This window comes from Stenotrophomonas sp. YJH_SMC_40 (assembly GCF_059368615.1).
The window spans coordinates 409,832-434,122 of record NZ_JCAFRX010000002.1 but is presented as its reverse complement, the minus strand read 5'-3'; the positions used below and the strand labels follow the sequence as shown (position 1 = coordinate 434,122).

Annotated in this window: 23 protein-coding genes and 1 pseudogene; 15 read left to right on the top strand and 9 right to left on the bottom strand. The window is 66.9% G+C overall.

The window, feature by feature from the left end; all coding sequences use genetic code 11:
- Positions 1–89: 89 nt before the first annotated feature.
- The 3 genes from AC5P6X_RS04970 to AC5P6X_RS04960 all read left to right on the top strand — a co-directional run bounded on the left by AC5P6X_RS04970 (position 90) and on the right by AC5P6X_RS04960 (position 3,210).
- Positions 90–794 (top strand): VIT1/CCC1 transporter family protein, encoded by a 705-nt coding sequence (locus AC5P6X_RS04970; protein ID WP_099605454.1) that lies wholly within the window; start codon positions 90–92, stop codon positions 792–794.
- Entirely contained in the window at positions 791–1,615 is an 825-nt protein-coding gene (locus tag AC5P6X_RS04965) for a helix-turn-helix transcriptional regulator (RefSeq protein WP_005411020.1), read from the top strand. Before AC5P6X_RS04970 ends, AC5P6X_RS04965 begins: the two co-directional genes overlap by 4 nt.
- 623 nt (positions 1,616–2,238) lie before the next feature.
- Complete coding sequence (locus tag AC5P6X_RS04960; protein WP_099605119.1) at positions 2,239–3,210, top strand: MBL fold metallo-hydrolase; 972 nt, start codon at positions 2,239–2,241, stop codon at positions 3,208–3,210.
- Positions 3,211–3,282: 72 nt separating this feature from the next.
- Here AC5P6X_RS04960 and yihA read toward each other — a convergent pair whose 3' ends face one another.
- Complete coding sequence (yihA, locus tag AC5P6X_RS04955) at positions 3,283–3,885, bottom strand: ribosome biogenesis GTP-binding protein YihA/YsxC (RefSeq protein WP_005411022.1); 603 nt, start codon at positions 3,883–3,885, stop codon at positions 3,283–3,285.
- Between the two features lie 156 nt (positions 3,886–4,041).
- On the opposite strand from yihA, the gene AC5P6X_RS04950 reads away from it, so the two are divergent.
- The 4 genes from AC5P6X_RS04950 to AC5P6X_RS04935 all read left to right on the top strand — a co-directional run bounded on the left by AC5P6X_RS04950 (position 4,042) and on the right by AC5P6X_RS04935 (position 7,333).
- A complete protein-coding gene (locus tag AC5P6X_RS04950) occupies positions 4,042–4,842 on the top strand; it encodes a c-type cytochrome (protein WP_005411023.1) in 801 nt (266 codons plus the stop codon).
- 106 nt (positions 4,843–4,948) lie between these two features.
- Positions 4,949–5,599 carry a thiol:disulfide interchange protein DsbA/DsbL gene (locus AC5P6X_RS04945; protein WP_005411024.1) on the top strand — a complete coding sequence of 217 codons (651 nt, stop codon included), beginning with the start codon at positions 4,949–4,951 and terminating at the stop codon, positions 5,597–5,599.
- Positions 5,600–5,705: 106 nt separating this feature from the next.
- Positions 5,706–6,542 carry a thiol:disulfide interchange protein DsbA/DsbL gene (locus AC5P6X_RS04940; RefSeq protein ID WP_495215341.1) on the top strand — a complete coding sequence of 279 codons (837 nt, stop codon included), beginning with the start codon at positions 5,706–5,708 and terminating at the stop codon, positions 6,540–6,542.
- Positions 6,543–6,595: 53 nt separating this feature from the next.
- Positions 6,596–7,333: an endonuclease/exonuclease/phosphatase family protein gene (locus AC5P6X_RS04935; protein WP_005411026.1), complete on the top strand. Its 738-nt coding sequence runs from the start codon at positions 6,596–6,598 to the stop codon at positions 7,331–7,333.
- Between the two features lie 111 nt (positions 7,334–7,444).
- Here AC5P6X_RS04935 and AC5P6X_RS04930 read toward each other — a convergent pair whose 3' ends face one another.
- A complete protein-coding gene (locus AC5P6X_RS04930) occupies positions 7,445–8,314 on the bottom strand; it encodes an EamA family transporter (protein WP_012481254.1) in 870 nt (289 codons plus the stop codon).
- A gap of 72 nt (positions 8,315–8,386) precedes the next feature.
- Here AC5P6X_RS04930 and AC5P6X_RS04925 point away from each other — a divergent pair.
- The 4 genes and pseudogenes from AC5P6X_RS04925 to AC5P6X_RS04910 all read left to right on the top strand — a co-directional run bounded on the left by AC5P6X_RS04925 (position 8,387) and on the right by AC5P6X_RS04910 (position 12,394).
- Positions 8,387–8,869 (top strand): annotated as a pseudogene (locus AC5P6X_RS04925) (Lrp/AsnC family transcriptional regulator).
- Positions 8,870–8,878: 9 nt separating this feature from the next.
- Positions 8,879–9,430: a M23 family metallopeptidase gene (locus tag AC5P6X_RS04920; RefSeq protein WP_043034019.1), complete on the top strand. Its 552-nt coding sequence runs from the start codon at positions 8,879–8,881 to the stop codon at positions 9,428–9,430.
- 171 nt (positions 9,431–9,601) lie between these two features.
- Positions 9,602–11,761, top strand: coding sequence for a ferric-rhodotorulic acid/ferric-coprogen receptor FhuE (fhuE, locus tag AC5P6X_RS04915; protein WP_108270537.1), 2,160 nt, complete (start codon positions 9,602–9,604; stop codon positions 11,759–11,761).
- A gap of 198 nt (positions 11,762–11,959) precedes the next feature.
- Positions 11,960–12,394 (top strand): hypothetical protein, encoded by a 435-nt coding sequence (locus AC5P6X_RS04910; RefSeq protein ID WP_234411856.1) that lies wholly within the window; start codon positions 11,960–11,962, stop codon positions 12,392–12,394.
- 44 nt (positions 12,395–12,438) lie between these two features.
- On the opposite strand, the gene AC5P6X_RS04905 is transcribed toward AC5P6X_RS04910, so the two are convergent.
- Positions 12,439–15,300: a TonB-dependent receptor plug domain-containing protein gene (locus AC5P6X_RS04905; RefSeq protein ID WP_005414478.1), complete on the bottom strand. Its 2,862-nt coding sequence runs from the start codon at positions 15,298–15,300 to the stop codon at positions 12,439–12,441.
- Between the two features lie 362 nt (positions 15,301–15,662).
- Here AC5P6X_RS04905 and AC5P6X_RS04900 point away from each other — a divergent pair, with 362 nt between their 5' ends.
- The gene (locus AC5P6X_RS04900; RefSeq protein ID WP_134948574.1) at positions 15,663–16,004 is read left to right on the top strand and encodes a hypothetical protein; all 342 of its coding nucleotides are present in this window, start codon (positions 15,663–15,665) and stop codon (positions 16,002–16,004) included.
- Positions 16,005–16,013: 9 nt separating this feature from the next.
- Here the strand turns inward: AC5P6X_RS04900 and AC5P6X_RS04895 are convergent, their stop codons facing one another.
- Complete coding sequence (locus AC5P6X_RS04895) at positions 16,014–16,421, bottom strand: ExbD/TolR family protein (protein WP_043034017.1); 408 nt, start codon at positions 16,419–16,421, stop codon at positions 16,014–16,016.
- A gap of 151 nt (positions 16,422–16,572) precedes the next feature.
- Here AC5P6X_RS04895 and AC5P6X_RS04890 point away from each other — a divergent pair, with 151 nt between their 5' ends.
- Both AC5P6X_RS04890 and AC5P6X_RS04885 read left to right on the top strand, forming a co-directional pair.
- The gene (locus tag AC5P6X_RS04890; RefSeq protein WP_049450593.1) at positions 16,573–18,558 is read left to right on the top strand and encodes a transglycosylase SLT domain-containing protein; all 1,986 of its coding nucleotides are present in this window, start codon (positions 16,573–16,575) and stop codon (positions 18,556–18,558) included.
- A 204-nt stretch (positions 18,559–18,762) separates the two neighbouring features.
- Entirely contained in the window at positions 18,763–19,983 is a 1,221-nt protein-coding gene (locus AC5P6X_RS04885; protein ID WP_049450595.1) for a multifunctional CCA addition/repair protein, read from the top strand.
- Between the two features lie 85 nt (positions 19,984–20,068).
- On the opposite strand, the gene AC5P6X_RS04880 is transcribed toward AC5P6X_RS04885, so the two are convergent.
- The 5 genes from AC5P6X_RS04880 to AC5P6X_RS04860 form a co-directional block, all read right to left on the bottom strand.
- On the bottom strand, positions 20,069–20,476 hold the full coding sequence (locus AC5P6X_RS04880; protein WP_024957023.1) for a hypothetical protein: 408 nt from the start codon (positions 20,474–20,476) through the stop codon (positions 20,069–20,071).
- Positions 20,473–21,426, bottom strand: a complete 954-nt coding sequence (locus tag AC5P6X_RS04875) for an RHS repeat-associated core domain-containing protein (protein ID WP_024957024.1) — start codon at positions 21,424–21,426, stop codon at positions 20,473–20,475. Before AC5P6X_RS04875 ends, AC5P6X_RS04880 begins: the two co-directional genes overlap by 4 nt.
- Before the next feature lie 137 nt (positions 21,427–21,563).
- A complete protein-coding gene (locus AC5P6X_RS04870) occupies positions 21,564–21,998 on the bottom strand; it encodes an SseB family protein (protein ID WP_005411035.1) in 435 nt (144 codons plus the stop codon).
- 49 nt (positions 21,999–22,047) lie between these two features.
- Entirely contained in the window at positions 22,048–22,383 is a 336-nt protein-coding gene (locus tag AC5P6X_RS04865) for a hypothetical protein (protein WP_043034012.1), read from the bottom strand.
- A gap of 3 nt (positions 22,384–22,386) precedes the next feature.
- Positions 22,387–23,424, bottom strand: coding sequence for a S41 family peptidase (locus AC5P6X_RS04860; RefSeq protein ID WP_049450597.1), 1,038 nt, complete (start codon positions 23,422–23,424; stop codon positions 22,387–22,389).
- 411 nt (positions 23,425–23,835) lie between these two features.
- On the opposite strand from AC5P6X_RS04860, the gene AC5P6X_RS04855 reads away from it, so the two are divergent.
- Positions 23,836–24,270: a hypothetical protein gene (locus tag AC5P6X_RS04855; RefSeq protein WP_049450599.1), complete on the top strand. Its 435-nt coding sequence runs from the start codon at positions 23,836–23,838 to the stop codon at positions 24,268–24,270.
- Positions 24,271–24,291: the final 21 nt, after the last annotated feature.

Genomic DNA, 24,291 nt, shown 5'->3' with positions numbered 1-24,291 from the left:
ACTATAGCGTGGCACCCCGTTGCGTCATGCGACGGTGACGGGTTTCAGCATCCTACCGACGCCCTCTTGACCCTCGTACACTCAGAGCCATGAGCCGCCATTCACGACACCCCGAACTGCATCGCTCCGAGCGCGTCGGCTGGCTGCGAGCCGCCGTGCTGGGCGCCAACGATGGCATCGTCTCGGTGGCTGGCCTGGTGGTCGGCGTGGCCGCCAGCGGCGCCTCGGCTGCGACCATCCTGGCCACCGGCGTGGCAGGTACCGTGGCCGGCGCGATGTCGATGGCGGCGGGCGAATATGTCTCGGTGCAGACCCAGGCCGACACCGAAGAGGCCGACCTGGCAATGGAAAAGCGCGAGCTGCGCGACGATCCGCACAGCGAACTGGAGGAGCTGGCCGCGATCTACCGCCACCGCGGCCTGGAGCCTGCGCTGGCGCGGCAGGTGGCCGAACAGCTCACCGCCCACGATGCGCTGGGTGCCCACGCCCGCGACGAACTGGGCATCACCGATACCCTGCGCGCCCGGCCGCTGCAGGCAGCGCTGGCCTCGGCCGGTGCGTTCACCTGCGGTGCGGCGCTGCCAGTGCTGACCGCCCTGCTGGCGCCGGTCGACAAGGTCGCACTGATGACCACGGCCAGTACCCTGCTCGGCCTGTGCCTGACCGGCGCGGTGGCAGCCCAGGCCGGCGGCGCCCCGCCGGTACGCGGCGCAATACGGGTGATGTTCTGGGGTGCACTGGCAATGGCCGCCGCTGCAGGCGTCGGTCGCGTGTTCGGCGCCCAGGTGACATGACCGGCATGCTGCCGCCAGTTACCGCGCTGCTGGCCGAGATGGCCAGCCTGGCCGGCTGCGCACGCGCCGAAGGTTATGCGTGCATCACCGCGCGGCGCGAACATGGCGCCAGCTCGGTGGAGATTCCGCAACCGCAGTTCGCGATCCTGCTGGAAGGCCGCAAGCAGGTGCGTACCGCGCACCAGTCGCTGGAGTTCATCCCCGGCGACATCCTGCTGCTGACCCAGCGCTGCCGCATCGATGTGGTCAACACCCCCGACCCACGCAGTGGCCGCTACCTCAGCGCCATCGTGCCGCTGTGTGCCGAAGTGCTGGCGGCCGCACGCACGCTGTGGAGCGAGGAGCTTCCCGCGCCAGGCCAGGCGATGGCGCGACTGCCGTTGATCGATCATGGCGCGGTGCTGCGCCAGTGGCGGCAATCGCTGCAGGACGGTCGTTACAGCGAAGCGCGGCTGGCCCTGGCCTCGCTGGTACTGACCTTGTGCCGGCAGGGCCACGGCAACCTGCTGCTGCCGCAGGCACCGAGCCTGGGCGAACAGATCCGCGACCGCATCGCCGCCGAACCGGCCCGCGACTGGCAATCGCGCGATGTGGAAGAACAGTTCGCGTTGAGCGGCGCGACACTGCGCCGCCGTCTTGCCGCCGAGGACACCAGCCTGCGCCAGCTGCTCACCGAGGCACGGCTGGCGCATGGCATGCAGCTGCTCTACACGACGGACCTGCCGTTGAAGACCGTGGCAGCGCGCGCGGGCTACCGGTCTGCGGCGAGTTTCAGCAAGCGCTTCGCCGAGCAGTACGGACTGGCTCCCACAGACATTTGAGGGGGTTCGGCAGGGCTTGCAGCCCTGCACCTGCAGAGGCAACGGCAACAGCGAAAGCAACAGCAACAGCGGCTATCCGTGGGAGGGCGGGACGGTGTGGGTGGGCAGGACACGCCGTAAACCCATCCATGGGGGCTCGATGGCGCCATCCATGGCGCCAACGGTCCTGCCCACCCACACCGCCCCACCTCTGACAGATCTTCGCGACTGTTAGTAGGTGTCGACCTTGGTCGACACATCTGTCAGATATCGAATGAAACTCGTGGGGTCAGATCCGTTTTCCTGCGGAAAACGGATCTGACCCCACGAGCTGACAGATCGCGGAAAACTGTCGAAGGCGGGGCGGGTCCGGTTGCGGGAGTGTCCGCGGCATGGATGCCGCGGCCAAGCCCCCATGGACGGGTTTACGGCGTCTCCCGCAACCGGACCCACCCCGCCATCCAACAGGAAACCAGCTTTTGCTTCGGCCGTTGCCGTTGCCATTGCCTCTGCGGGTGCAGGGCGCAGCCCTGCAGACAACACCCCTTCCCTGAGCATTCCGCGCAGTGGTTTGAGCGCCGCGCACACGCCGGCCACGGCACTCTGGGCACAACGGAACCGCCCGTCATCCACCGAGAACCGCCATGACCCTGCGTCCCCTGCCGCTGCGCGGCGCCCTGCTGCTGGCCCTGTCGTCCCTGCCGCTGGTCGCGCTGGCCGAGGCCACCTCGCCCGCCCCCACCCAGCAGGTGCCCGGCGTCTATCACCAGCGCATCGGTGCGCTGCAGGTCACCGCCCTGTTCGACGGCGTGGTCGCGCTGGGTCGGCAGGAAGTGGTGGACGTGCCGCCGACGCTGGTCAGCCGCCTGCTGGAAGGCCGTTACGTGCCGGAAGACAAGAAGGGCCTGCAGACCGCGATCAATGCGTTCCTGATCCGCCAGGGCAACCACCTGACCCTGGTCGACACCGGCACCGCGCAGTGCTTCGGCCCCGGCCTGGGCCAGGTGCTGGGCAATCTGCGCGCCTCCGGCGTGGACCCGGCCGAGGTGGATGAGGTGCTGCTGACCCACGCCCATCCGGACCACCTGTGCGGCGTACTCGACGCGCAGGGCAAGCCGGCCTATCCCAATGCCACGGTGTGGCTGTCCAAGGCGGATGCCGATTACTGGCTCAACCCGGCCAGCGAGGCCACCGCGCCGACGGGCGTGCGCTTCGCCTTCCCGCTGGCACGCAATGCGGTCGCGCCATACCAGGCCAGCGGCCACCTGCGCACCTTCAGCCCCGGCGACGCCCTGCCCGGCGGCGCGGTGGCGATGGACACCCATGGCCATACGCCCGGCCATGTCTCTTACCGGCTCGACAGCCAGGGCCAGTCACTGCTGGTATGGGGTGATGTGCTGCACTTCCATGCGGTGCAGTTCGCGCACCCGGAGGCGGCATTCGAGGCCGATTCGGACCGCACAGCGGCCATCGCCAGCCGTCGCGGGCTGCTGCAGCAGGCCACCGCCAACGGCTGGTGGGTAGCCGGTGCGCACCTGCCCTTCCCCGGCCTGGGCCATGTGCGTGGCGAGGGCAAGGCCTATGCGTGGGTGCCGGCGGAGTATTCGCCGTTGTGAGGGTGTGCCGACCAAGGCCGGCACCCACCGATCGGGTAGCGCCCGGCTGCCAGCCGGGCGACCGGAAATACCTTATTCCAGCCCCAGCCAGCCGCCGATCACGCCGCGGGCTTCGTCCACGCCGGTACGGTCTTCGCCGGAGAACACCTGCACGCTGACGCTGTCGCCGTAGGCCGATTGCAGTTCCTTGCGCACCTTCTGCAGGGACTGCATCTGCTGGCTGCGGCTGAGCTTGTCGGCCTTGGTCAGCAGGGCGTGCGCCGGCAGGCCGCGCTGCACGGCGTAGGACAGCATCTGCCGGTCGTAGTCCTTCAGCGGATGGCGGATGTCCATCACCACCACCAGCCCCTTCAGGGCTTCGCGGGTGCGGAAATATTTGTCGATGAAGGCCTGCCAGTGCGCCTGCAGGTCCAGCGGCACCTTTGCATAGCCATAACCTGGCAGGTCGACCAGATGCGCTTCCGGGGTGACCTGGAAGAACACCAGCTGCTGGGTACGGCCAGGGGTCTTGGAGACACGGGCCAGGGCGTTCTGGCGGGTCAGCGCGTTGAGCGCACTGGACTTGCCGGCGTTGGAGCGGCCGGCGAAGGCCACTTCGGCCCCTTCGTCGGGCGGCAGCTGCCGCACGTTGTGGGCCGAAAGGTGGTAACGGGCGCGTTCGATGAGCAATGACATGTGCCTAGGATCGCATGTTGCGGCGCCGCGCGCCCGTGCCGGCGGCCTCTGCGGGCATTTTGCTGCACTGCTGCGTTGACCGTGCGCGGAAACGGCGTTGATAATCCGGGCGATGCCGGCGGCCACCGCCCGGCCCGGTCCATACGGAGCTTCAGCATGCGCCACGCTCGCGTTCTTGCCGTATCCGCCCTTGCCACTGCTGTAGTCGTTGCCGCTGCTGCGTTCGCGCAGACCACGTTGACCCCGCTGCCCGACAACGGGCCGATCAACACCGCCTCGCTGGAGGTGGATTTCAGCAAGACCCACTGGGGCGATGCCAAGGCCGGCCAGACCAAGGCCTCGGCCTGCGCGGCCTGCCATGGCGCCGACGGCAATTCCACGGTGGAGATGTACCCGTCCATCGCCGGCCAGAGCGAACGCTACGTCGCCCAGCAGATGGCCCTGATCGCCAATGGGCAGCGCAGTTCCGGCGCGGCGGTGGCGATGGTGCCATTCGTACAGAACCTCACCCCGCAGGACATGCGCGACATCGGCGCGTTCTTCGCCACGCAGAAGGCCACCGCCGGCATCGCCGATGACACGGCAGTCACCGACGGCCCGTACAAGGGCATGAAGTTCTACGAGATCGGCCAGCAGCTGTACCGTGGCGGCGACGCCAAGCGCGGCCTGCCGGCCTGCATGGCGTGCCACGGCCCCAGCGGTGCCGGTAATCCGGGTCCGGCCTATCCGCACATCGGTGGTCAGCACGCCAGCTATGTCGCGCGCCGCCTGCAGGAATACCAGGCCGGCCAGACCAACGAGACCGACAAGGCCCACTTCCAGATCATGGCGACAGTCGCGCAGAAGCTGAGCGAGCAGGAGGTGCAGGCGCTGTCGAGCTACCTGCAGGGCCTGCACAACAAGGCCGACGATGTGGCCACTGCCCCCCCGTCGGCGCAACCGGCTGCCGCCCCCTGACCACCACTGGTCGGCCCGGGCCGCCACCACGGCCCGCGCCTGCGGTATGTTTCCTTCACGCCGGCGACCGCGCCGGCGTTGCTTTTTTCAACGGAGATGCGTGTCGATGAGGTTGATTTCCCGCCTGCTGTTGTCCGTGCTGGTGCTGCTGCCGCTGGCAGCCTGCGCCGCTACCCCCGCCAATGCCCCGCTGGTCGAGGGCAAAGACTACGAGCGCATCGCCCAGCCGGGCCCGTTCCAGCCGCTGGCCGGCAAGATCGAGGTGGTCGAGGTCTTCGGCTACACCTGCCCGCATTGCGCCCACTTCGAACCGCAGCTGGAAGCCTGGGCGGCCAAGCTGCCGGCCGACGTGCGCTTCACCCCGGTCCCGGCTGCCTTCGGTGGCGCCTGGGATGCCTGGGCACTGGCCTACTACGCCGCCGACGAGGTCGGCGTGGCCAAGCGCAGCCACGCTGCCGTGTTCAAGGCCCTGCACGAGCAGGGATCGCTGCCGATGCAGAACGTCTCGGCCGATGAGCTCGCCACCTTCTACAAGGCGTATGGCGTGACCCCGGACCGTTACCTGCAGGCCCTGCGCGGCGACGCCGTACAGAAGAAGGTCGATGCCGCGCGCGCGTTCGCCCAGCGCACCAGGATCCCGGGGACCCCGGCGCTGATCATCAACGGCCAGTACCTGGTGCGTGGCAACAGCTTCGACGACCAGCTGCGCATCGCCTCGGCGCTGATCGCCCAGGCCCGCGCTGCCCGCGGCCGCTGAACCAACACCCACCACCGACACGGCGCCGTCGCCGCCGCATGTCATCATTTCCCTCTGGCCGGCGCCTGGCGCCGGCCCCACCATTCCAGATGCTGGAGACGTTTCCATGAAGATCCGTTACGCCCTCGCCCTCGCAGCGCTGCTGCCGATACTGGCTGCCTGCAAGGCTGATGATGGCAGCACCAACACCACCGCGGCCCCGGCCGAACCGGCTGCAGCCCCGGCAGCCACCACCGAACCGGCTGCTGCGCCGGCGGCGGGCAGCGAAGGCGCCGCGCCGGCTGCCGCTGAAGGCGAGAAGGCCCCGGCCGAAGCGGCTCCGGCCACCGCACCGGCCCCGACCACCGCCGCACTGACCGGCCCGGCCCCGGTGGAAGGTGCCGACTACCAGGTGATCCCGAACGGCCAGCCGTTCCAGCCGGCCACCGGCAAGATCGAAGTGACCGAGATCTTCGGCTACGTCTGCCCGGCCTGCGCCGCATTCCAGCCGCTGGTCGGCCCGTGGAAGGCCGGCCTGCCGAGCGACGTGAACTTCGTCTACGTGCCGGCCATGTTCGGCGGCACCTGGGATGACTACGCCCGTGCCTTCTACGCCGCGCAGACCCTGGGCGTGCAGGAGAAGACCCACGAAGCGCTGTACGCCGCCATCCACTCGCAGAAGACCCTGAAGGGCGAGCGCGGCCGTGATTCGGTGGAAGACATCGCCAAGTTCTACGGTGCCTACGGCGTGGATCCGAAGCAGTTCGCCGCCACCATGGGCAGCTTCGCAGTGAATGCCAAGACCAACTCGGCCAAGCAGTTCGCGCAGCGCAGCCACATCAGCGGCACCCCGTCGATCATCGTCAACGGCAAGTACCTGGTGAAGGGCAAGAGCTTCCCGGACATGCTGCGCATCGCCGACCACCTGATCGCCCGCGAACGCGGTGCGGCCCAGGCTCACTGATCCAAGAGAAGCGTTTCCCGGCCGTGAATTCCCCCCGTACACGGACCCTGCGCTTGCTGACGGCCAACATCCAGGCCGGCTCAAGTACCCGCCGCTACAGCGACTATGTGACCCGCAGCTGGTCACATGCGCTGCCGGCGGGTCGCAAGCGCAGCAGCCTTGACGCGATCGCCACCTTGGCGCGCGACCATGACATCGTCGGCCTGCAGGAGGCCGACCCGGGCAGCCTGCGCTCGGGCTTCACCAACCAGACCCACTATTTGGCCCAGCGCGCCGGCTTCAATTACTGGAGCCACCAGCCGAACCGGCGCATGGGTGGGGTCGCCTCCAGCGCCAACGGCCTGTTGAGCAAGCTGGAACCGGTTGAAGTGCAGGATCACGCCCTGCCCGGCCGCATCGGCGGGCGCGGCGTGCTGCTGGCCAAGTTCGGCGATGGCGCCGATGGCCTGGCGGTGGCAGTGGCCCATCTGTCGCTGGGCGCGGGATCGCGGATGTCGCAGCTGGGCTTCATCGCCGAGCTGTTGTCCGACCACCCCAACGCAGTACTGATGGGCGACTTCAACTGCCTGGCCGAGCGCCCGGAAATGCAGGTGCTGTACCAGAAGACCCGGCTGCAGCCCCCGGGCTGCATCGTGCCGACCTTCCCCAGCTGGCGGCCGGACCGCGCCATCGACCACATCCTGGTCAGCAGCGGCCTGCAGACCCGCACCGTGGAAGCCGTACCGGCCGCGTTCTCCGATCACCTCGCCCTGGCGATGCAGATCGACGTCCCGGCCGACGCCCTGCGCTGACTCGCCGTTGCGGTAGGTGCGGACCGTTGGTCCGCACGCCCTGTGCCGGGCGCCGCCCGGCGCTCCCTAAATCGGGGCACAAACGACTTAATCCCCTCCGTCCCCTTTTTTTCAGGCGGTGACGGGTGCCTTCAGGCGCCGCGCGGTCATCGTGCTGCCCACCGAGGCCAACACCGTGCAGCCGATCGCCAGCCACTGCAGCCCGTGCAGGTGCTCGTGCAGCAACAGCATTGCCCACAGCGCGGCCACCGCCGGCTCCATGCTGATCAGGATGCCGAAGGTCTCCTTCGGCAGGCGCTTGAGCGCCATCATTTCCAGCGACATCGGGATCGCGCTGGACACCAGTGCCACCAGCAGGCCCGCCGCCAGGATCTTTGGGTCGAGCAGCGCGGCACCGGCATGCACCACGCCCACCGGTACCACCACCAGAGACGCCGCCAGCAGCCCCAGCGAGACCGAGTGCCCGGCATGCAGATGACCGGCACGCTTGCCGAACACGATGTACAGGCCCCAGCAGGCCGCAGCGCCCATCGCGTACAGCACGCCGGCCGGGTCCAGCGCGGGGCCACCGCCGATCGGCAGGAGCAACAGCAGCCCCACCGCCGCGCAGCCTACCCAGAGGAAATCGATCGGGCGTCGTGATGACAGCATCGCCACCGTCAGCGGCCCGGTGAACTCGATGGCCACCGCGATGCCGAAGGGAATCGTGCGCAGGGCCATGTAGAACAGCAGGTTCATCAGCCCCAGGGTGAGCCCGTAGCGCAGGATGGTGATCGCATCCACGCGGCTGGTCTTCCAGCGCCATGGTCGCCAGAACAGCAGCAGCAACAGCGCTGAAAAGCCCACGCGCAGCGCGCTGGTGCCCTGCGCACCGATCAGCGGGAACAGGTGTTTTGCGTAGGAAGTGCCGATGGCCAGCGAGGTGACCGAGCCGAGCACCGCCAGCGCCGGCAACATCGGCGCAAGTCGTGAGGTCTGCATGCGCAAAGTCTATTGCGTCGGCGTCGAGCACTTGGCTCAATTGACAGCCTGTTCGTGCAACTTCTGCTCGCCATGGCCATCGCTCCCGTGCTCGACAGTTTCGACCGCGCCATCCTCGACCTCCTGCAGCGGGACAACACCCTGCCGTAGCGCGAAATCGCCGAGTCCGTGCACCTGTCCACCCCGGCCGTGCAACGGCGCATCAAGCGCCTGCAGGACAGTGGCGTGATCGCGGCCAACGTGGCGGTGGTCGCCGCAGCCAAGATCGGTCGGCCGCTGACCATCATCGTCGAGGTGCGCGTGGTCAGCGAGCAGCGCGACCGCGTGGCGCCGTTCAGGCGCCGCGTGCAGGACGACCCTGCGGTGCAGCAGTGCTACTCCATCACCGGCGATGGCGATTTCCTGCTGCTGCTTTCGGCGGCGTCGATGGAAGAGTACGAGGCCATCACCGAGCGGTTGTTCGGCGGCGATGACAACATCGAGCGCTTCCGCACCTCGGTGGCACTGGGCACGTTGAAGCGGAGTTTCGAGGTCCCGCTGACACCGGTTCTGTAGCGTCGAGCCATGAATACACCGTCCTCCCACGCCCACCGCCTTCGCCGCTGGTTGCTGCGTGGCCTGTGGCTGGCCATTGCGCTCGTCGCGGCGATGACGCTGTGGAACAGCCCATGGGCGGTCGCACCGAAGATGCTGTGGGCGCTCTCGCGGATGCCGCCGGCAACGCAACTACCGGTGCCGGTGGACGGCGTGCGGCCACGCCAAATCGCCGATACCTTCGGCGCGCCACGTGGCCGTGACCGCTCCCACGCCGGCATCGACATCTTCGCCAAACGCGGCACCCCAGTGCGCAGCGCCACGGCCGGTGTCGTCGCGGATGTCAGCGAACGCGGGCTCGGCGGGCGTCAGGTCTGGGTGATCGGGCCCGGGCGCGAACGCTACTACTACGCGCATCTGGAGGACTGGGCCGACGGCCTGGCACGCGGCCAGGTGGTGCAACCCGGCGATCTGCTCGGCCATGTCGGCGACAGCGGCAACGCCAAGGGCACGCCGCCGCACCTGCACTGGGGCGTCTACGGCACCGACGGCGCGCGAAACCCGCTGCCATTGCTGCGCTGACTGCCACTGCACACCCGCAGACCGATCTGTTCATGATTTGTAAATAGGAATAGTTCGTATTACCATTTCTTTCGTTTCCGGTGGTGCCAGGACGGCCTGCCCGTCCGTTTCCCGCCCGTAGCGCCTCGCCTCTGGATGCCGGCCGAGCGCGCGTGCTCGTCCAGGACCCCCATGACCCGTTCCGTCTTCCGTACGCCGCAGCCACAACGGCTGTCCGTTGCCGTGCTCGCCGTTCTCTGCGCCGTGGCCCCGGCCGCCTTCGCCGAAACCGCCGCCGATCCGACCAACCTCGACAAGGTGGTGGTGAAGGGTGAACGCGCCGAAGGCTATTCGGTGCGCCGCACCTCGGCCGGTACCCGCTTCGACCTGGCCCCGCGCGAGATCCCGCAGTCGATCAGCATCATCAGCCACCAGCGCATCGAAGATCAGAACCTGGACGACATCATCGACGTGCTGGCCAACACCACCGGCGTGACCAGCACCCAGTCCGACAGCGAACGCACCGAGTTCTACGCGCGCGGTTTCTACATCGATGCCTACCAGTTCGATGGCCTGCCGACGCAGATGGTGCAGAACTGGAGCTACGGTGATTCCGGCCTGGACCTGGCGCTGTACGACCGCGTGGAAGTGGTGCGTGGTGCCACCGGCCTGCTCAGTGGTGCCGGCAATCCGTCCGCGTCGGTGAACCTGATCCGCAAGCATGCCGACAGCGCCGAACTGAACGGCAGCGTCTCGGTGAACGTCGGTAGCTGGGGCCGCACCCGCACCACCGTGGACGTGGGCAGTGCGCTGAACGCCAGCGGCACCGTGCGCGGCCGCGTGATCGGCAGCTACCTGGACACCGACGGCCAGATGGATCGCTACAACCAGCGCAAGACGCTGGGCTATGCGGTCATCGACGCCGACCTGACCCCGGACACCCAGCTGAGCGTGGGCTACGACTACCAGCAGAAGCGCGCCAACGGCGCGACCTGGGGCGGCTTCCCGATGCTGTACTCCGATGGCTCGCGCACCGGCTATGACGAATCGTTCAACGCCAGCCCGAACTGGACCTACTGGGACACCACCAGCAAGCGCGCGTTCGCCACCCTGCAGCACGCCTTCAGCAATGGCTGGAAGTTCAAGGTCGGTGCCACGCACGATGAGACCAAGGCCGACGACAAGCTGTTCTACCCGGCATACAACGACTGGACCACGGGCGCATCGAACTTCGACAGAACCAACGGCACGGGCATCTCGCCTTCCGCGGGTTTCTACAACACCGAGCGCAAGGTCACCGGTGTTGATGGCTATATTGACGGTCCGTTCCAGCTGTTCGGCCGCGAGCACCAGTTCATGGCCGGACTGAGCTACAACAAGCGCGACTATGCCAACTACGGCGACTACCAGGTCGGTGGCGCCGGCAAGACCTGGGACCCGTTCACCAGCTACCTGCACTGGACCGGCAACATCAGCGAGCCGAACTGGAACCCGCTGGCACTGGCCAGCCAGGGCACCATCACCCAGAAGGCCGGTTACGCCGCCGCACGCCTGTCACTGGCCGATCCGCTGAAGCTGATCATCGGCGCCCGCTACACCGACTGGAAGAGCGAAGGCGAGAACGACGACCGCGAACACAAGGTGACCACCCCGTACGCCGGCCTGGTGTATGACATCAACGACACCTACTCCGCGTACGCCAGCTACACTGAGATCTTCCAGCCGCAGACCGCCCGCGACCGCAACGACCGTTATCTCGACCCGGTCGACGGCAAGAGCTACGAGGTGGGCGTCAAGGGGGCTTGGTTCGACAACCGCCTGAATGCCTCGCTGGCGGTGTTCCGCATCGAGCAGGACAACGTCGCCCAGGTCACCAGCGAGCCGATCATCGGCCGCCCGGGTGAGTTCGCCTCGATCGCCGCACGCGGCACCGTCAGCCGTGGCTTCGAGTTCGAGGTGAACGGCGAACTGGCACCGGGCTGGAATGCCACCTTCGGCGCCTCGCGCTACGTGGCCAAGGACATCAACGACGCCGACATCAACACCAACCTGCCGCAGACCGCCCTGAAGCTTTTCACCAGCTACACCCCGCAGTCGCTGCAGGAACTGACCGTCGGTGGCGGTGCCAACTGGCAGAACCGCATCTACTACGCGGTGCCTGCCTACGGCCGCATCGAGCAGAGTGGCTATGCACTGGTCAGCGCCTTCGTGCGCTACCGCATCTCGCCGGAGTTCAGCGTGCAGGCCAACCTCAACAACCTGCTGGACAAGAAGTACCTGTCGCAGATCAACGGCTACGGTGCGTACGGCGATGGCCGCAACGGCTCGCTGACGTTCACCTGGTCGTTCTGATCCAACCGGCTTTGTAGCGTCGAGCCATGCCCGACTCGGCCACAGAGGGCAGTCGAGCACGGCTCGACTCTACAACGGGGGCGCTCAGCGCCCTCGTTGCGGCGGCGCCCCGGCAGGTGTAGCGTCGCGGACACGGTGGCCTAACTTCGACCCGTGCCATACGGACACCTTGCGCCTCCCCTTCAAGGACGACCGGCCATGCGCACCCGCACGAAACTCGGTCTCTCGCTCATGGCCCTGTTCTCGTCGCTACCGCTGATGATCGGCACCGGCAACGGCTACTTCATCCTGCTTCTGCTGATCGGCCTGCCCGCCGCCATCCTGTCCTGGTTCGATCTGGGCCGTGAACTGCGTGCCATCCCCAGCCCCACCCGTACCGAGCGAGCGCTCGGCCTGGCAATGGGCGTTCCGCAGGTGCTGTTCGGGCTGTTGTGTGCGGTCATCGGCCTGCTGTTGGTTGTCTGGATCCTTTACAACCTGCTGATCGAGCACCAATCGCAGTTTCGCATCCCGTCACTGCCCGCCTTCGCGGCTGGGCCGATGATGATCGTGGTCGGGCTGGGTTGGGCGCGCACAGCCTTCCGCCGCGCGGCCCTTGAGCAGGACGCCCCGAAACAGGACATTCCGGATTGATCCCTGATGACCGGTGCCGGGACATGCCCGGCACCGGTCCCTCATCAGAACCGCAGATCCGCGCGCAGGTACCAGTAGCGGCCACGCGGGATGTCGTAGGTCGAAGCGTCGTAGCCGTTCAACGAGCACGACAGGCAGATCGGCGGATCCTTGTCGAACACGTTGTTCAGGCCGGCGGTCAGCTGCAACCCCTTCATCCAGTCGATCTTGTAGCCCACCTGCATGTCGTGGAAGGTGGTGGCCGACAGCGTGTTGGTGCCCGCTGCCTGGTTGCTGCACACCGGGAAGGCCGCGGCATCGCCACAGTTCTCGGTCAGCTCGGAGATGTGCCGCACCGTCCAGTTGGCGCTCCAGCGGTCCATCGTCCAGCCGATGCTGGCATTGCTGGTCCACTCCGGAATCGAGCTGTCGGCCACTTCCACGCCCGGCTTCTGCGGCTGCTTCTGCCCGGCCGCGCCGGTGGCCTCGTAACGGCCGACGAAGGTGTTCTTCCACGCCAGCTTGAACTGGCCGATGGAGGTCTGCGGCAGGGTCCAGAACAGATCCACGTCCCAGCCGTCGGTCTTGATCGACCCCAGGTTGGTCAGGCGGTTGTTGAAGCTGCTGACCGCACCGGTGCTGGCACGGGTGATGCCATCGCAGTAGACCGGGTCCAGCGTATCCACGCACAGGTCCAGCTGGGTCTGCGCGTTGATCGCTTGGATCGCACCATCGATGGCGTGGCGGTAGAAGGTCACTTCCACATCGAAGCGCTCCGACCACGACGCATTGTTGCCGAACCACGGGCTCCACACGAAGCCGGCGCTGAAGCTGCGCGAGCGTTCCGGCTCCAGCTCGCGGTTGCCGCCGGTGGTCACCGAGATCTGCGAGTTGGCCTGCTGGAAGCCGGCCGGCACGCCCAGCGCGGCACAGTTGGCGGCGCTGCCACGCGGCGGAGTGCCGCCCAGACCCACCGAGCACGGGTCGAACAGCTGCAGGTCGGCACGCGCCGCCGAGCCGTACAGTTCACCGATCGACGGTGCGCGGAAGCCCTCGGCGTAGGTGGTGCGCAGCACGAAGTCATCGGTCACCTGCCAGCGCAGGCCGTACTTGGGCGTGAATTCACCACCAAAGGTGGAGTAGTCCGAATAGCGGCCGGCCAGGCTCAGGTCCAGCTTCTTGCCGAACGAGGAATCGGCGAAGATCGGCACGCTCAACTCCAGGTAGGCCTCGTTGACGTCGTAGGAACCGGAGGTCGGCTGCGACGGTACGCCGTTGTAGTGGCCGATCACCGTCAGCGGATCGGGCTGGTAGGAGCCCTTGTACTTGCGGTACTCGAAGCCGGTGGCGAACGATACCGGACCGGCCGGCAGCGAGAACAGCTCGCTGGACAGGTTGGCGGTGAACAGGCTCAGTTCGTTCTGGCTGCGGTCGCGCACCACCGGCTGGATCCACTTCAGCATGTCCGGGGTGATCGAACCGACGCCGCCGAAGATGTTCAGCGGCACGCAGCCCGGCGTGGCCGCACAGACGGACGGATCGCCCAGCGCCATGTTCACCTTGTAGATGTCATAGCTGCCGTAGTTGGTCTGTTCGGCCTTGTTCTTGCTGTACATGCCGTTGACGTCCCAGTACCAGCTGCGGTCGGCGGCATGGAAGTCACCGACCAGGCCGGTGGCGAAGTAGGTGGTGTCCACTTTCTGCTTGAACACGCGCGCACCGCCTTCCACCGGGCGACGACCGATCAGGCTCATGTTGTCGCCGGAAACGAGATCGAAGCCGAACGGGTTGTACGGGTTCAGGCGCGAGACCACGATGTTGTCGGCCAGCGGATTGCCGGTGGCACCATCGGGGCCGAAGAACAGCGGCTCCGGGCCGGCCTGGTTGGTCGACTCACGACGGTTGCCCAGTGCCTTGACGTACCACTGCACGTTGTCGGTGATGTCGAAGCGGAACTGACCGAACAGGCCTTTGCGCTCCGACGGCGTCAGCACCATGTTGTATTCGGCGAAGTTGAAGCGGTCGGCGGTGGTGAAGCAGTGGTAGTCATCCGTGCGGCTGCAGCCGGCGCTGCCGTCGTAGCGCGGATTGCTCACGCCGGTATTGGGCACGATGTTCTGCACCGCACCGGTGTTCGGGTCGGTGAACATGAAACGGCCCTGCGGAATGCCACCGCTGCCGAACGCCAGGCCGGTGCCGGGAATCGGGAAGCGCGACTGCTCGCGGTCCTTGGCGAATACCGGATCCTGCTTGGTCCAGCTGGCGCCCAGGAACAGGCTGAAGCGGTCGCCACTCTTGCCCCAGGCCAGGTCCACGCCCTTCTGCGTGCCGTCGCCCTTGCTGTACTCGCCGTAGTTCAGCGTCACCTGCCCACCATCAAAGTCACGGCGGGTGATGATGTTGACCACGCCGGCAATGGCATCGGAGCCGTACAGCGACGACGCGCCATCTTCCAGCACCTCGATGCGCTCGACGATGGCCAGCGGAATGGTATTGAGATCGGTAGCCGAGCCGACGCCGGAGGCGGACGACTCATTGACCCAGCGGATGCCATCGACCAGCACCAGCACGCGCTTGGCCCCCAGGTGGCGCAGATCGACCTGCGCCGAGCCGGCACCCACGCCACTGCCATCGGGCGGGAAACCGAAGTTGCCGGACGAGTTGAACTTGGCGTTGAGCGCCGAACCGGAACCGGTGAGCTGCTGCAGCACTTCGCCGATCGAGGTCAGGCCGGTGCGTTCGATGTCACCGCGCGTCAATGTCTGGATCGGCACCTGGCCTTCGACTTCAGCGCGCTTGATGCGGGTACCGGTCACTTCCACCGCATCGAGGTTGGTGGTGGATTGCGCAGCGGCACCCAACGGTGCCAGGGCCGTCACGCACAGCGCAACGGCAACCGCCAACGGGCGGTGATGCAGGTGAATCATTCGCTCTCTCTCCAAAGGAATGTCGGGACTTGGACTGCCGCGCTCCCCCCTGCATGGCGGCAGCGTCTCCTTTGTAAACAAGTGGTAAAAACCAAGGCGTGATGATCGACACTATTTCACGCGGAATTGACGCAATTGCAGGCCGATTACGTCAGATAGCTGCAGGTTATGACCGGACGATACTGTTCGCAGCAGGCAGCCTTGATGCTGGCTGCGACAGCGCGCGCCGGGAGCTGCCGCATTCATGAAAAAGGTCTTTGCCGGACCGTTTCAGGAATAGTTTGAAATTTCTTCGTTTAGAAGGCCCCGCTAGTCGACCCCGTGCAGACTCGCACCTGCAGCCATTCGCGGGAGGATCGATCATGAAAGCAGCAACTGCCGTGCCGGGCGTCATGATGGTACTGACGCTGCTTCTTTCCTTGGCAGGCGAATCAAGGGCAGGCGGCGTGATCGAGTGCAACAACTGCCCCTCTCCCAGCGATGCGGCCTTGGCCTCGGGAGAGGGACTGACGGTTGTGGTGGATTTCGAGAGAGCCGAGTTGACTGCTTTCGACGTTGAACATGACCCTGAGAGCAGAAAGTGGCGAGCACATCCGACAGCGGTTCCAGCGCAGATTGAAATGGCTTTTCTGCGGATCCTGGATGCGACACTGTCAGCAGGGCAAGCGCCGCTCATGCAGCAATCACCGCATGAGCGGCAGTGAGACAACGCCCTACCGCACGAACGCAATGCGCTCCATACCGGTGGCCTCGGCAGCGGCCAGAATCCGCGCCATGCCTTCGTACTCGGCCGCCGGATCGGTGGCGATGCGCAGCTCCGGCAGGTTGCCGGCATGTTCGCCCACCTGTGCCTGCAGGCGCGCCTGCAGATCGCCGATGACCATCGGCTGGCCATTCCAGCTGAGCTGGTTGCCAGCGTCCAGGCTCAGCTCGATCGGCGGTGGCGGTTCGAGGCGATCGATCGTGCGATCGGTGGACTGTGGCAGCTGCACGGCAATCGGCCGGGCCACGATCGGCGCGGTCACGATGAAGATGATCAACAGCACCAGCATCACATCCACCAGTGGCGTGACATTGATGTCCGCCAGCGGGCCGCTTCTTCCTGCGCTACTGAACGCCATGTGCCGCTCCGTGCAGCCGGGCCGTTCGCCCAAGGCCGACAGTACGTCGCCTTCCGTCACCTGCGGCAGTGGCCTGTACGGGTTCATTCAGCTGTCGTTGCCAACGCCCGGCGTCCACACAATGCGAAACTGAATTCAGCCATCCCCCGCTATGCTGAGTGCCATGACCCGACGCTCCTCGACCGCCCTGTCCCTGCTGCCCTTGGCCACCACGCTGCTGATCGGCTGCGCCAATGCCCAGTCCCTCGACGCCCAGAACGCGCAGCTGAAGGCCGCGATCGCTGCCGCCGAACGCGGCCAGTTCGATCCCGGCCAGGCCGCCGCACTCAGCCGCCATCCGGCTTACGGCTGGCTGGAGTACGCCAACCTGCGCCGCAACATCGACACCGTCGATACCGCGCAGGCCCAGGCCTTCCTCAAGCGCTATGACGGCCAGGCCGTGGCCAACACGTTCCGCAGCGTGTGGTTGCCCTCGGTCGCACGCCGCCAGGACTGGCCCACCCTGCTCGCCAACTGGGTGCCCACCGACAACGCAGGCCTGCGCTGTGCGCAGCTGACCGCGCGCCAGGTGACGGGCAAGGTCGATCCGCAGTGGATCAGCGAGGCACAGGACCTGTGGCGCAAGAACGGCAAGTCGCTGCCAGACGGCTGTGACGCCGTTTTCGCCGTGCTGCAGGCACAGGGCGGACTGAGTGACGCATTGCGCTGGGAACGCATCGATGCCGCCGCCGACGCCCAGCAGCCGGCCGTGATGCGCAGCGCCGCACGTGGCCTGCCTGCCACCGACCTGGCGCTGGCCAACAATTACGCCGCCTTTGTCGACAAGCCCAATGCCAGCGCATTGAACTGGCCGCGCAACGAGCGCAGCCGGCGCATCGCCACCGACGGCCTGGCCAAGCTGGCCAAGGCCGACCCGGCCGCCACCGAACAGCAGTTGCCGCAGTACGCCCAGGCGCTCGGCCTGAGTGCCGAGCAGCAGGGCCAGGTGCTGTACCAGATCGCGCTGTGGACGGTGGCTTCCTACCTGCCCGATTCGGCACGCCGCCTCAACGCAGTGCCGGAATCGGCGTATGACGAACGCCTGCACGAATGGCGCGTGCGCGAGGCGATGTCGCGCGGTGACTGGCCGGCGGCACTGACCGCGATCCGCAAGATGGCCAGCAAGCAGCGCAGCGACCCGCGCTGGCGCTACTTCGAAGGCCGCATGCTGGAGAAGACCGGCCAGGCCCAGCAGGCGCAGCCGTTGTTCCGCGATGCGGCGCGCGCACCGACCTTCCACGGTTTCCTGGCTGCCGACAAGCTGCAGCAGGGCTACACGCTGTGCCCCTGGAAGCCGAACGACAGCGCGCAGGCACAGGCGGTGATCGCGCGCGACCCGGCCATCCAGCGCGCGATGGCGCTGTACCAGATCGACCGCACCGGCTGGGCCGTGGCCGAATGGAACAGCGCGCTGTCGCGCTTCGATGACACCCAGCGCCGCCTCGCGGTACGCGTCGCGCAGGACAACGGCTGGTTCGACCGCGCCGTGTTCGCGCTCGGCAAGCAGCCGCAGGAACAGCGCCTGTACGACCTGCGCTTCCCGCTGCACCACGACGCCACCATCCGCCGCGAATCGGCACGCAACGCGATCGATCCGGCCTGGGTGGCGGCGGAAATCCGCGCCGAGAGCACGTTCACCCCGCGTGCGCGCTCGCCTGCAAACGCCATGGGCCTGATGCAGGTGCTGCCGGCCACCGGTGCCGGTGTGGCCAAGTCGATCGGCCTGACCGGCTACGGCGGCGCCGACAGCCTCTACGACCCGGACACCAACATCGCCATCGGCACCGCCTACCTGCGCCAGCTGATGAACAAGTACGACGGCCTGCCGTACGTGACCATCGCCGCCTACAACGCCGGCCCGACCCCGACCGCGCGCTGGCAGAGCCAGCGCCCGGGCTTTGACCCGGACCTGTGGATCGAGACCATCAGCTACAAGGAAACCCGCGAGTACGTCGCCCGTGTGCTGGCCTTCAGCGTGATCTACGACTGGCGCCTCAATGGTGATGCACTGCCGCTGAGCGACCGCCTGATGGGCCGCCTGGTGGACAAGCGCAAGAACTTCAGCTGCGCCGCCAACGCCGAGCAGGGCGGGGATTGATCGCACTGCGGTAGTGCCGGCCGCTGGCCGGCAATCCCCGGTATCCACGCCCTGGAGTGAAACGATGAGCCTGCTGGCCTGGATCAGGCTGGCCGCTGTATCGGTAGTGCCGGCCGCTGGCCGGCAGCTTCGGTGTGACTGCCGTTGCCGGCCAGCGGCCGGCACTACCGGTGCATCTGCGCCGGGCATGCGATGATTCCAGCCATGAAGATCTATCTTGTCGGCGGCGCCGTACGCGACCGCCTGCTGCAGCGCCCCGCCGGCGACCACGACTGGGTGGTGGTTGGCGCCACGCCCGCGCAGATGGAAGCGCAGGGCTACACCGCGGTCGGCCGCGATTTCCCGGTATTCCTGCATCCAAAGACCGGTGAGGAGTACGCACTGGCGCGCACCGAACGCAAATCCGGCCGCGGCTATCGCGGCTTTGTGGTCGATGCCGACCCGGGAGTGACGCTGGAAGAAGACCTGCAGCGCCGCGACTTCACCATCAATGCGATTGCCTGCGACGAAGACAGCGGGGCGCTGGTCGATCCTTACGGCGGCGTGCGTGATATCGAGCAGCGCGTGCTGCGCCATGTCGGCCCTGCGTTCGTGGAAGATCCGTTGCGCGTGCTGCGCGCGGCGCGCTTCATGGCGCGCTTCGCGCCGCTGGGCTTCACCGTTGCGCCGGAAACGATGGATCTGATGCGCGAGATCGCCGCCAGTGGCGAACTGGACGCGCTGGTGCCGGAACGCGTCTGGCAGGAACTGCGCAAGGCGCTGGTCAGTGAGCGGCCCTCCGCCTTCCTGCGCACGCTGCACGATGCACATGCACTGGGCCCGATCCTGCCCGAGCTGGAAGCGCTGTATGGCGTGCCGCAGCGTGCCGAATTCCACCCGGAAGTCGATACCGGCATCCACCAGGAAATGGTCAGCGACATGGCGGCGAAGCTGGCCCCCGGCGATGACCTGGTCGGCTTTGCCGCGCTTACCCACGATCTCGGCAAGGGCCTGACCCCGCCGGAGGAGTGGCCGCGCCACATCATGCACGAACAGCGCGGTATCAAACCCCTGAAGGCGCTGTGCGCGCGGTTGAAGATTCCTGCCGAGCACCAGCAGCTGGCCGAAGCGGTCTGCCGGGAGCACTTGAACGTGCACCGCATCGACGAACTCCGCGGTGCCACCGTGTTGGAACTACTGGGCCGCTGTGATGCGCTGCGCCGGCCGGAGCGCGTGGCCCGCATCGCACTGTGCTGCGAGGCCGACAAACGCGGCCGGCTCGGCTTCGAGGACGCCGACTACCCGCAGGGCGAAACGCTCAAGCGCCTGCACCAGGCGGCACTGTCAGTACAGGCGCGGGACCTGGATACCACCCATCTGAAGGGCCCGGCCATCGGTGAAGCGTTGGCCAAGGCACGCGTAAAAGCCATCGCCGCCGCCCGCTGATCCGCAACCGCCGTGGCGGCCGCGCACCGACTCCCATGGGTAGTGCCGGCCGCTGGCCGGCAACCCCAGGTTGCCGCCACAGGAGTCAGTTCTCACCCAACTCCTGGACTTCAATTGCCACGACATTGCATCCACCCAGCAGCACGGTCCCTCGGGATCGCAGGTCCCCGATCAGTTTCCCCCTGATGGTCGCGTAGGCACCAGAGCGTCGTTCAACCTGGTCAATCATGCGCTTGGGGATCAAAAGCGACACACAGCTTGCTTCACTGTTGTACCGGCGGTACTCCGCTTTGCTGTCCCAGATGCCACGATCCTCGAACTGTGCCACTAGGTAGCCGCGAAGTTCCACCTGAGACCCATCCAGCTCCGCGCTTCCCTTGATGGCCTTGCTTGGCAGCAGCGCCGCCGGGTTGGAGGAAGGTGCCTGCCCGGAAGTTGCACACCCGGCCACGGTTGCGAACAACAGGAAGACGCCAGGCAGGAACCACTTCATCGCCCACTTCCTGGTAGGTAGAACAGCTCCTGCTGCTTGGTGATGTTCTGCTGGATGAGCCGCTGCTCGGTCGGCGTCATGCGGCCCTGAATCATCCGGAATTGCACCTTGCCGTCGACCAGCTCACGCACACCGACCCGCGAACCCGTGCTGTCCACCGTGATGTTGGGAACCCCCGGGCTCACGAGGGGACCCGAATCTCCTGGCGTCAGCCGATCCACCAGGCCACTCTGCTCCAGATGGCCGTGCATCACAGCCACGGTATCGGCGGTCGGCGTCAGTTCCGCATAGAACCCGGAGGCATCCGAGGACGTCGCCATTGATGGATCCACCCGGATCGACTCGGTACCGTTGCTGCTTGCCTCGATGGTGACAGCCTTCTCCCGGTTGCCACTACCGACTCTCACCGAATCGGTGTTGGCCAGAGCGGTCTTCTCCGTCTGCGCCGAAAGCTGGATGTCCAGGCCACTTGATCGGCTCTGGTCGAAACGCCTGGCATCGATGCACGTGGACCGGCCGGCCCCTTCCGGGCATCGTCCATCCGGATCCGTGAACCGGTAGGGATTTCCGTTGGCGTAGTGGTAGCGGTTGAACTGCCCAACCGGCTGTCCATATGCCGTCACCGGGTCCACCGACAGGAATACTCCCAGCTGTGGGTCCATGTACCGCTGCTGCATGTAGCTCAACCCAGTAGCCGCGTCGCTTACATGCCCTGTATAGCCAGGACCATCGGCCACCCCTTCACCGATCGCGGCTCCGTAGGGTTCGTAGTCATAGCGTGTGATGACGGCGCCCGCCCCGTTGGTTTCAGCGACAACCGACCCGAGGGCGTCGGTATGGACGTAGGTGACGACCTGTGCGCCGGCAATGGCGCTGTACATCAGTGAAGTCGATGCGAACAACGCCAGCCGCAGCTTCGAAGCCACCATTCCGTTCTCCAGCAGGTCCATCCTGAACTGCCTCCCCCATGAGCGGGGGATGCCCCCTGGGTCCGCGCGTGCCCACTTTCCCTGCCGCTCGCCTGCCCTGCCCGTTTCGTGCAGAGCATTGCAGCCACATGCGCCCCTTGCCGAACGTGGTTCCTGGCTCAGTGCGCCATGCCGCGGGTGATCGCCGCGGCGCGCTGCTTCAGCTGGGCCACGGCATCGGGAATCATCTCCATGCCCACGTCCAGGCCGGGGTTCAGCACCAGGCCGACGCCGTCGCCGATCCCGGCCAGCAGCGCGTGCACCGCGATCGGCATGGCATGCGCGAACTGCGGCAGCTGCTCGTGCCACAGGCCCGCGCGCTCGGGCGCGGTGAACACCGCGAACATCGGCTCGCCGCTCTCGCTGGTCAGCACCAGCGGCGAGATGCTCTCGTCCCAGGCACCGTCTTCGCCGATGGCCTTGTCCAGCAGCACGAACGCCGTCGAGGTCAGCAGGCCATCGAGGAACTGCGATGCGGTCAGCGTGCCGTCCTGGGCCTGCAGCAGGCGCACCTCGAGGTCGTTGAGGGGTTCGAACGGGGTGTCGTGGTCCATGGTCGGTTCCGGTACGTGGTTGCAGGGCAGACTTTAACAGGCCCGCTCCTCAACCGAGGAATCCGTGCCGCCACAGCCAGCCCAGCGCGGCCAGCCCGGCCACGCCGACCAGCATCAACGGCAGGCCGAAGCGGTGCCGCCACGGGATCGGCACCCCGCCCAGCTGCTGGTCCATGGTCTCGGTATCCAGCACCCAGCCGTGCCCGCACCGGGTGCAGGCCAGCTCGTAGCGGCGCTGGTAGGTGAGGCCAAACAGCAGGTCGATGCGCGCCATTTTGTAGCGCAGTTGCGGGGCGAACTCGGTTTCCGTCTGGCAGCGCAGGCAATGGTGGGCTTCGGTTGGGCCGACCACCACCACCCGCTCCTGCTGGCCGATCAGGATCATGGATCAGCGGCCCTGGCAGGCGGGTTGGGCCAGCAGCCAGGCTTGGGCGGCGGCCAAAGTGGCGGCATCACCCTCGATACGCTGGTCGGGCTCGATCTTCAAGCCATCACCACGATCATTGCGGTCGCGCATCACGGTGGTGGTCAGCAGCAGGCGACTGCCATCGGCAAGCGTGTGCACGACATTGCCAGTGGAGACACCCGCAGTGGGCTGACCGAAACTCCGCGTCTGCGGACGACCACGCCACGCCAGCACCGAGGCCTCGCCCGAACTGCCGGTGCGCGGCCCGAACAGCACCGCCACCGGCGCGCCGGGCTGCCGCAGCACATAGCCGGACTGGCCGAAGTCCAGCACCGACTTGCCTGCACGCTGCACGGCGGTCGCGGTCAACGTCCAGCGCTCGGGCCCCTGTGCAGTTTCGAACGACCCCACATCTTCGTTGTTCACTACCGAGGTGCGCAGCAGCGGTGCCATGCCCAGCAGCATCGGCCACATGTTGCCACCGCTGTTGTCACGCAGGTCGACGATCCAGCCACAGCGCGCGCCGTCGTCCTTGCTGCGGATGACCTGCTGCCACCGCGCGGCACGCTGGATGTCCTGGCGGAATTTTTCCTGCGGCGTCGCGCCCGGCGTGGAGGCATAGCCCTCGATGACCACCCAGCCGATGCGCATATCCACCGCATCGGCCGCCTTGGCCCGGTCCACGGCGGCGGCGCCGGCCTGCTGCGCGCGCGCAAGGGATTCGCTCTGGCGCTGGGTCGTCGTCCATCCGCCATGATTGCCCGTGCTGACCGCAATGGCTTCGCGCAGAACGGCCAGCCGTTGCGCGGGGTCGCCCTGCGCCGATTGCAGGCGTACGTGGGTGGCGGCCCAGTCCACCCGATCGCGATACAGCGCTTGCCGTTCAAGCAGATTGAGGATCTCGGCCTGGGCCTCCGGCGAGGGCACCTCGACCGCGCCTGGCGTATCGGCCATGGCGCCGGTCGCCAGCAACACGAGCATCAGCGCGCCGATGCGACGCACTCCCTTGCGAACCTGCATGTGACGTTTCCTTGTCGTTGAGGCAGGCGCACAGCATAGCCCGCAGGTGATGGCTTTCGCCATGCGCGAACTGTCGTATCTGGCCCCGCCGCGGGTTGCAGCAAGACAGCGTGCACGCGATCAGTAAATTGCAACTTTGCCCATGTCATTGCCACGTAGAACGCGAGAAGGTTGCCTCCGTCGGCGCCTCCTGCGCTGGCCGGGATTGGCGTCCTGAATCAAACATCGAAACGATCGAGTTGCCGCCTCAGCGGCAATCGCGACAATGCACCGGCTTGCCCATGGCGGGCGGTGCGTGGGGATCCTCGTGATCCGTCGGCTTTTTTTCGTTTCGATTTTGACCGGCACGCCAACCCGCACCGCCCGCCACCTTGCACGCCGCAGGTGGCCTTGCCTCGTGAGGTTGCCGCCATGAACACGCCCCACCCCACCTATCCACGCCTGCAGGCATTGCTCGGCGCTGCACTGCCCGGCCTGCAGCTGCCCACTACCGCCGCCGAAGCGTTGGAAGATGCACTCGCCGAAGCCAACGAACAGGCGCCGCCCTCCGCATTCTTCGCGCGGTTGCGCGGCATCGCGCACAGCCACGCAGCCGACGGCCAGGCGTGGCGCGAGCGGCAACTCAGCGAGGCGCGCGGCCGGGACCTGGCGGAGGCAACGCGCTGCCTGGCGGCAGTGTCTGCGTGTGGGGGCGTGTTGCTGGCGGCGCAGTCGGCACGCGAGATGGATGATGCGCAGGCGCAGTGTCCGCCGCAGGTGGAGGAAGGCTTGCTGCACGCAGTGGTGGTATTGGCCGATCATGCCGGAGCGTTGGTGGAACCGGATGCGTGCGCACCGCTGCTATAGAGCTGCGCCTATGCCCGGCTG

Coding starts and splice junctions, on each gene's coding strand:
- AC5P6X_RS04970 (WP_099605454.1), top strand. CDS start 90: ATGAGCCGCCATTCACGACACCCCGAACTGCATCGCTCCGAGCGCGTC.
- AC5P6X_RS04965 (WP_005411020.1), top strand. CDS start 791: ATGACCGGCATGCTGCCGCCAGTTACCGCGCTGCTGGCCGAGATGGCC.
- AC5P6X_RS04960 (WP_099605119.1), top strand. CDS start 2,239: ATGACCCTGCGTCCCCTGCCGCTGCGCGGCGCCCTGCTGCTGGCCCTG.
- yihA (WP_005411022.1), bottom strand. CDS start 3,885: ATGTCATTGCTCATCGAACGCGCCCGTTACCACCTTTCGGCCCACAAC.
- AC5P6X_RS04950 (WP_005411023.1), top strand. CDS start 4,042: ATGCGCCACGCTCGCGTTCTTGCCGTATCCGCCCTTGCCACTGCTGTA.
- AC5P6X_RS04945 (WP_005411024.1), top strand. CDS start 4,949: ATGAGGTTGATTTCCCGCCTGCTGTTGTCCGTGCTGGTGCTGCTGCCG.
- AC5P6X_RS04940 (WP_495215341.1), top strand. CDS start 5,706: ATGAAGATCCGTTACGCCCTCGCCCTCGCAGCGCTGCTGCCGATACTG.
- AC5P6X_RS04930 (WP_012481254.1), bottom strand. CDS start 8,314: ATGCAGACCTCACGACTTGCGCCGATGTTGCCGGCGCTGGCGGTGCTC.
- AC5P6X_RS04920 (WP_043034019.1), top strand. CDS start 8,879: ATGAATACACCGTCCTCCCACGCCCACCGCCTTCGCCGCTGGTTGCTG.
- fhuE (WP_108270537.1), top strand. CDS start 9,602: ATGACCCGTTCCGTCTTCCGTACGCCGCAGCCACAACGGCTGTCCGTT.
- AC5P6X_RS04910 (WP_234411856.1), top strand. CDS start 11,960: ATGCGCACCCGCACGAAACTCGGTCTCTCGCTCATGGCCCTGTTCTCG.
- AC5P6X_RS04905 (WP_005414478.1), bottom strand. CDS start 15,300: ATGATTCACCTGCATCACCGCCCGTTGGCGGTTGCCGTTGCGCTGTGC.
- AC5P6X_RS04900 (WP_134948574.1), top strand. CDS start 15,663: ATGAAAGCAGCAACTGCCGTGCCGGGCGTCATGATGGTACTGACGCTG.
- AC5P6X_RS04895 (WP_043034017.1), bottom strand. CDS start 16,421: ATGGCGTTCAGTAGCGCAGGAAGAAGCGGCCCGCTGGCGGACATCAAT.
- AC5P6X_RS04890 (WP_049450593.1), top strand. CDS start 16,573: ATGCTGAGTGCCATGACCCGACGCTCCTCGACCGCCCTGTCCCTGCTG.
- AC5P6X_RS04885 (WP_049450595.1), top strand. CDS start 18,763: ATGAAGATCTATCTTGTCGGCGGCGCCGTACGCGACCGCCTGCTGCAG.
- AC5P6X_RS04880 (WP_024957023.1), bottom strand. CDS start 20,476: ATGAAGTGGTTCCTGCCTGGCGTCTTCCTGTTGTTCGCAACCGTGGCC.
- AC5P6X_RS04875 (WP_024957024.1), bottom strand. CDS start 21,426: ATGGACCTGCTGGAGAACGGAATGGTGGCTTCGAAGCTGCGGCTGGCG.
- AC5P6X_RS04870 (WP_005411035.1), bottom strand. CDS start 21,998: ATGGACCACGACACCCCGTTCGAACCCCTCAACGACCTCGAGGTGCGC.
- AC5P6X_RS04865 (WP_043034012.1), bottom strand. CDS start 22,383: ATGATCCTGATCGGCCAGCAGGAGCGGGTGGTGGTGGTCGGCCCAACC.
- AC5P6X_RS04860 (WP_049450597.1), bottom strand. CDS start 23,424: ATGCAGGTTCGCAAGGGAGTGCGTCGCATCGGCGCGCTGATGCTCGTG.
- AC5P6X_RS04855 (WP_049450599.1), top strand. CDS start 23,836: ATGAACACGCCCCACCCCACCTATCCACGCCTGCAGGCATTGCTCGGC.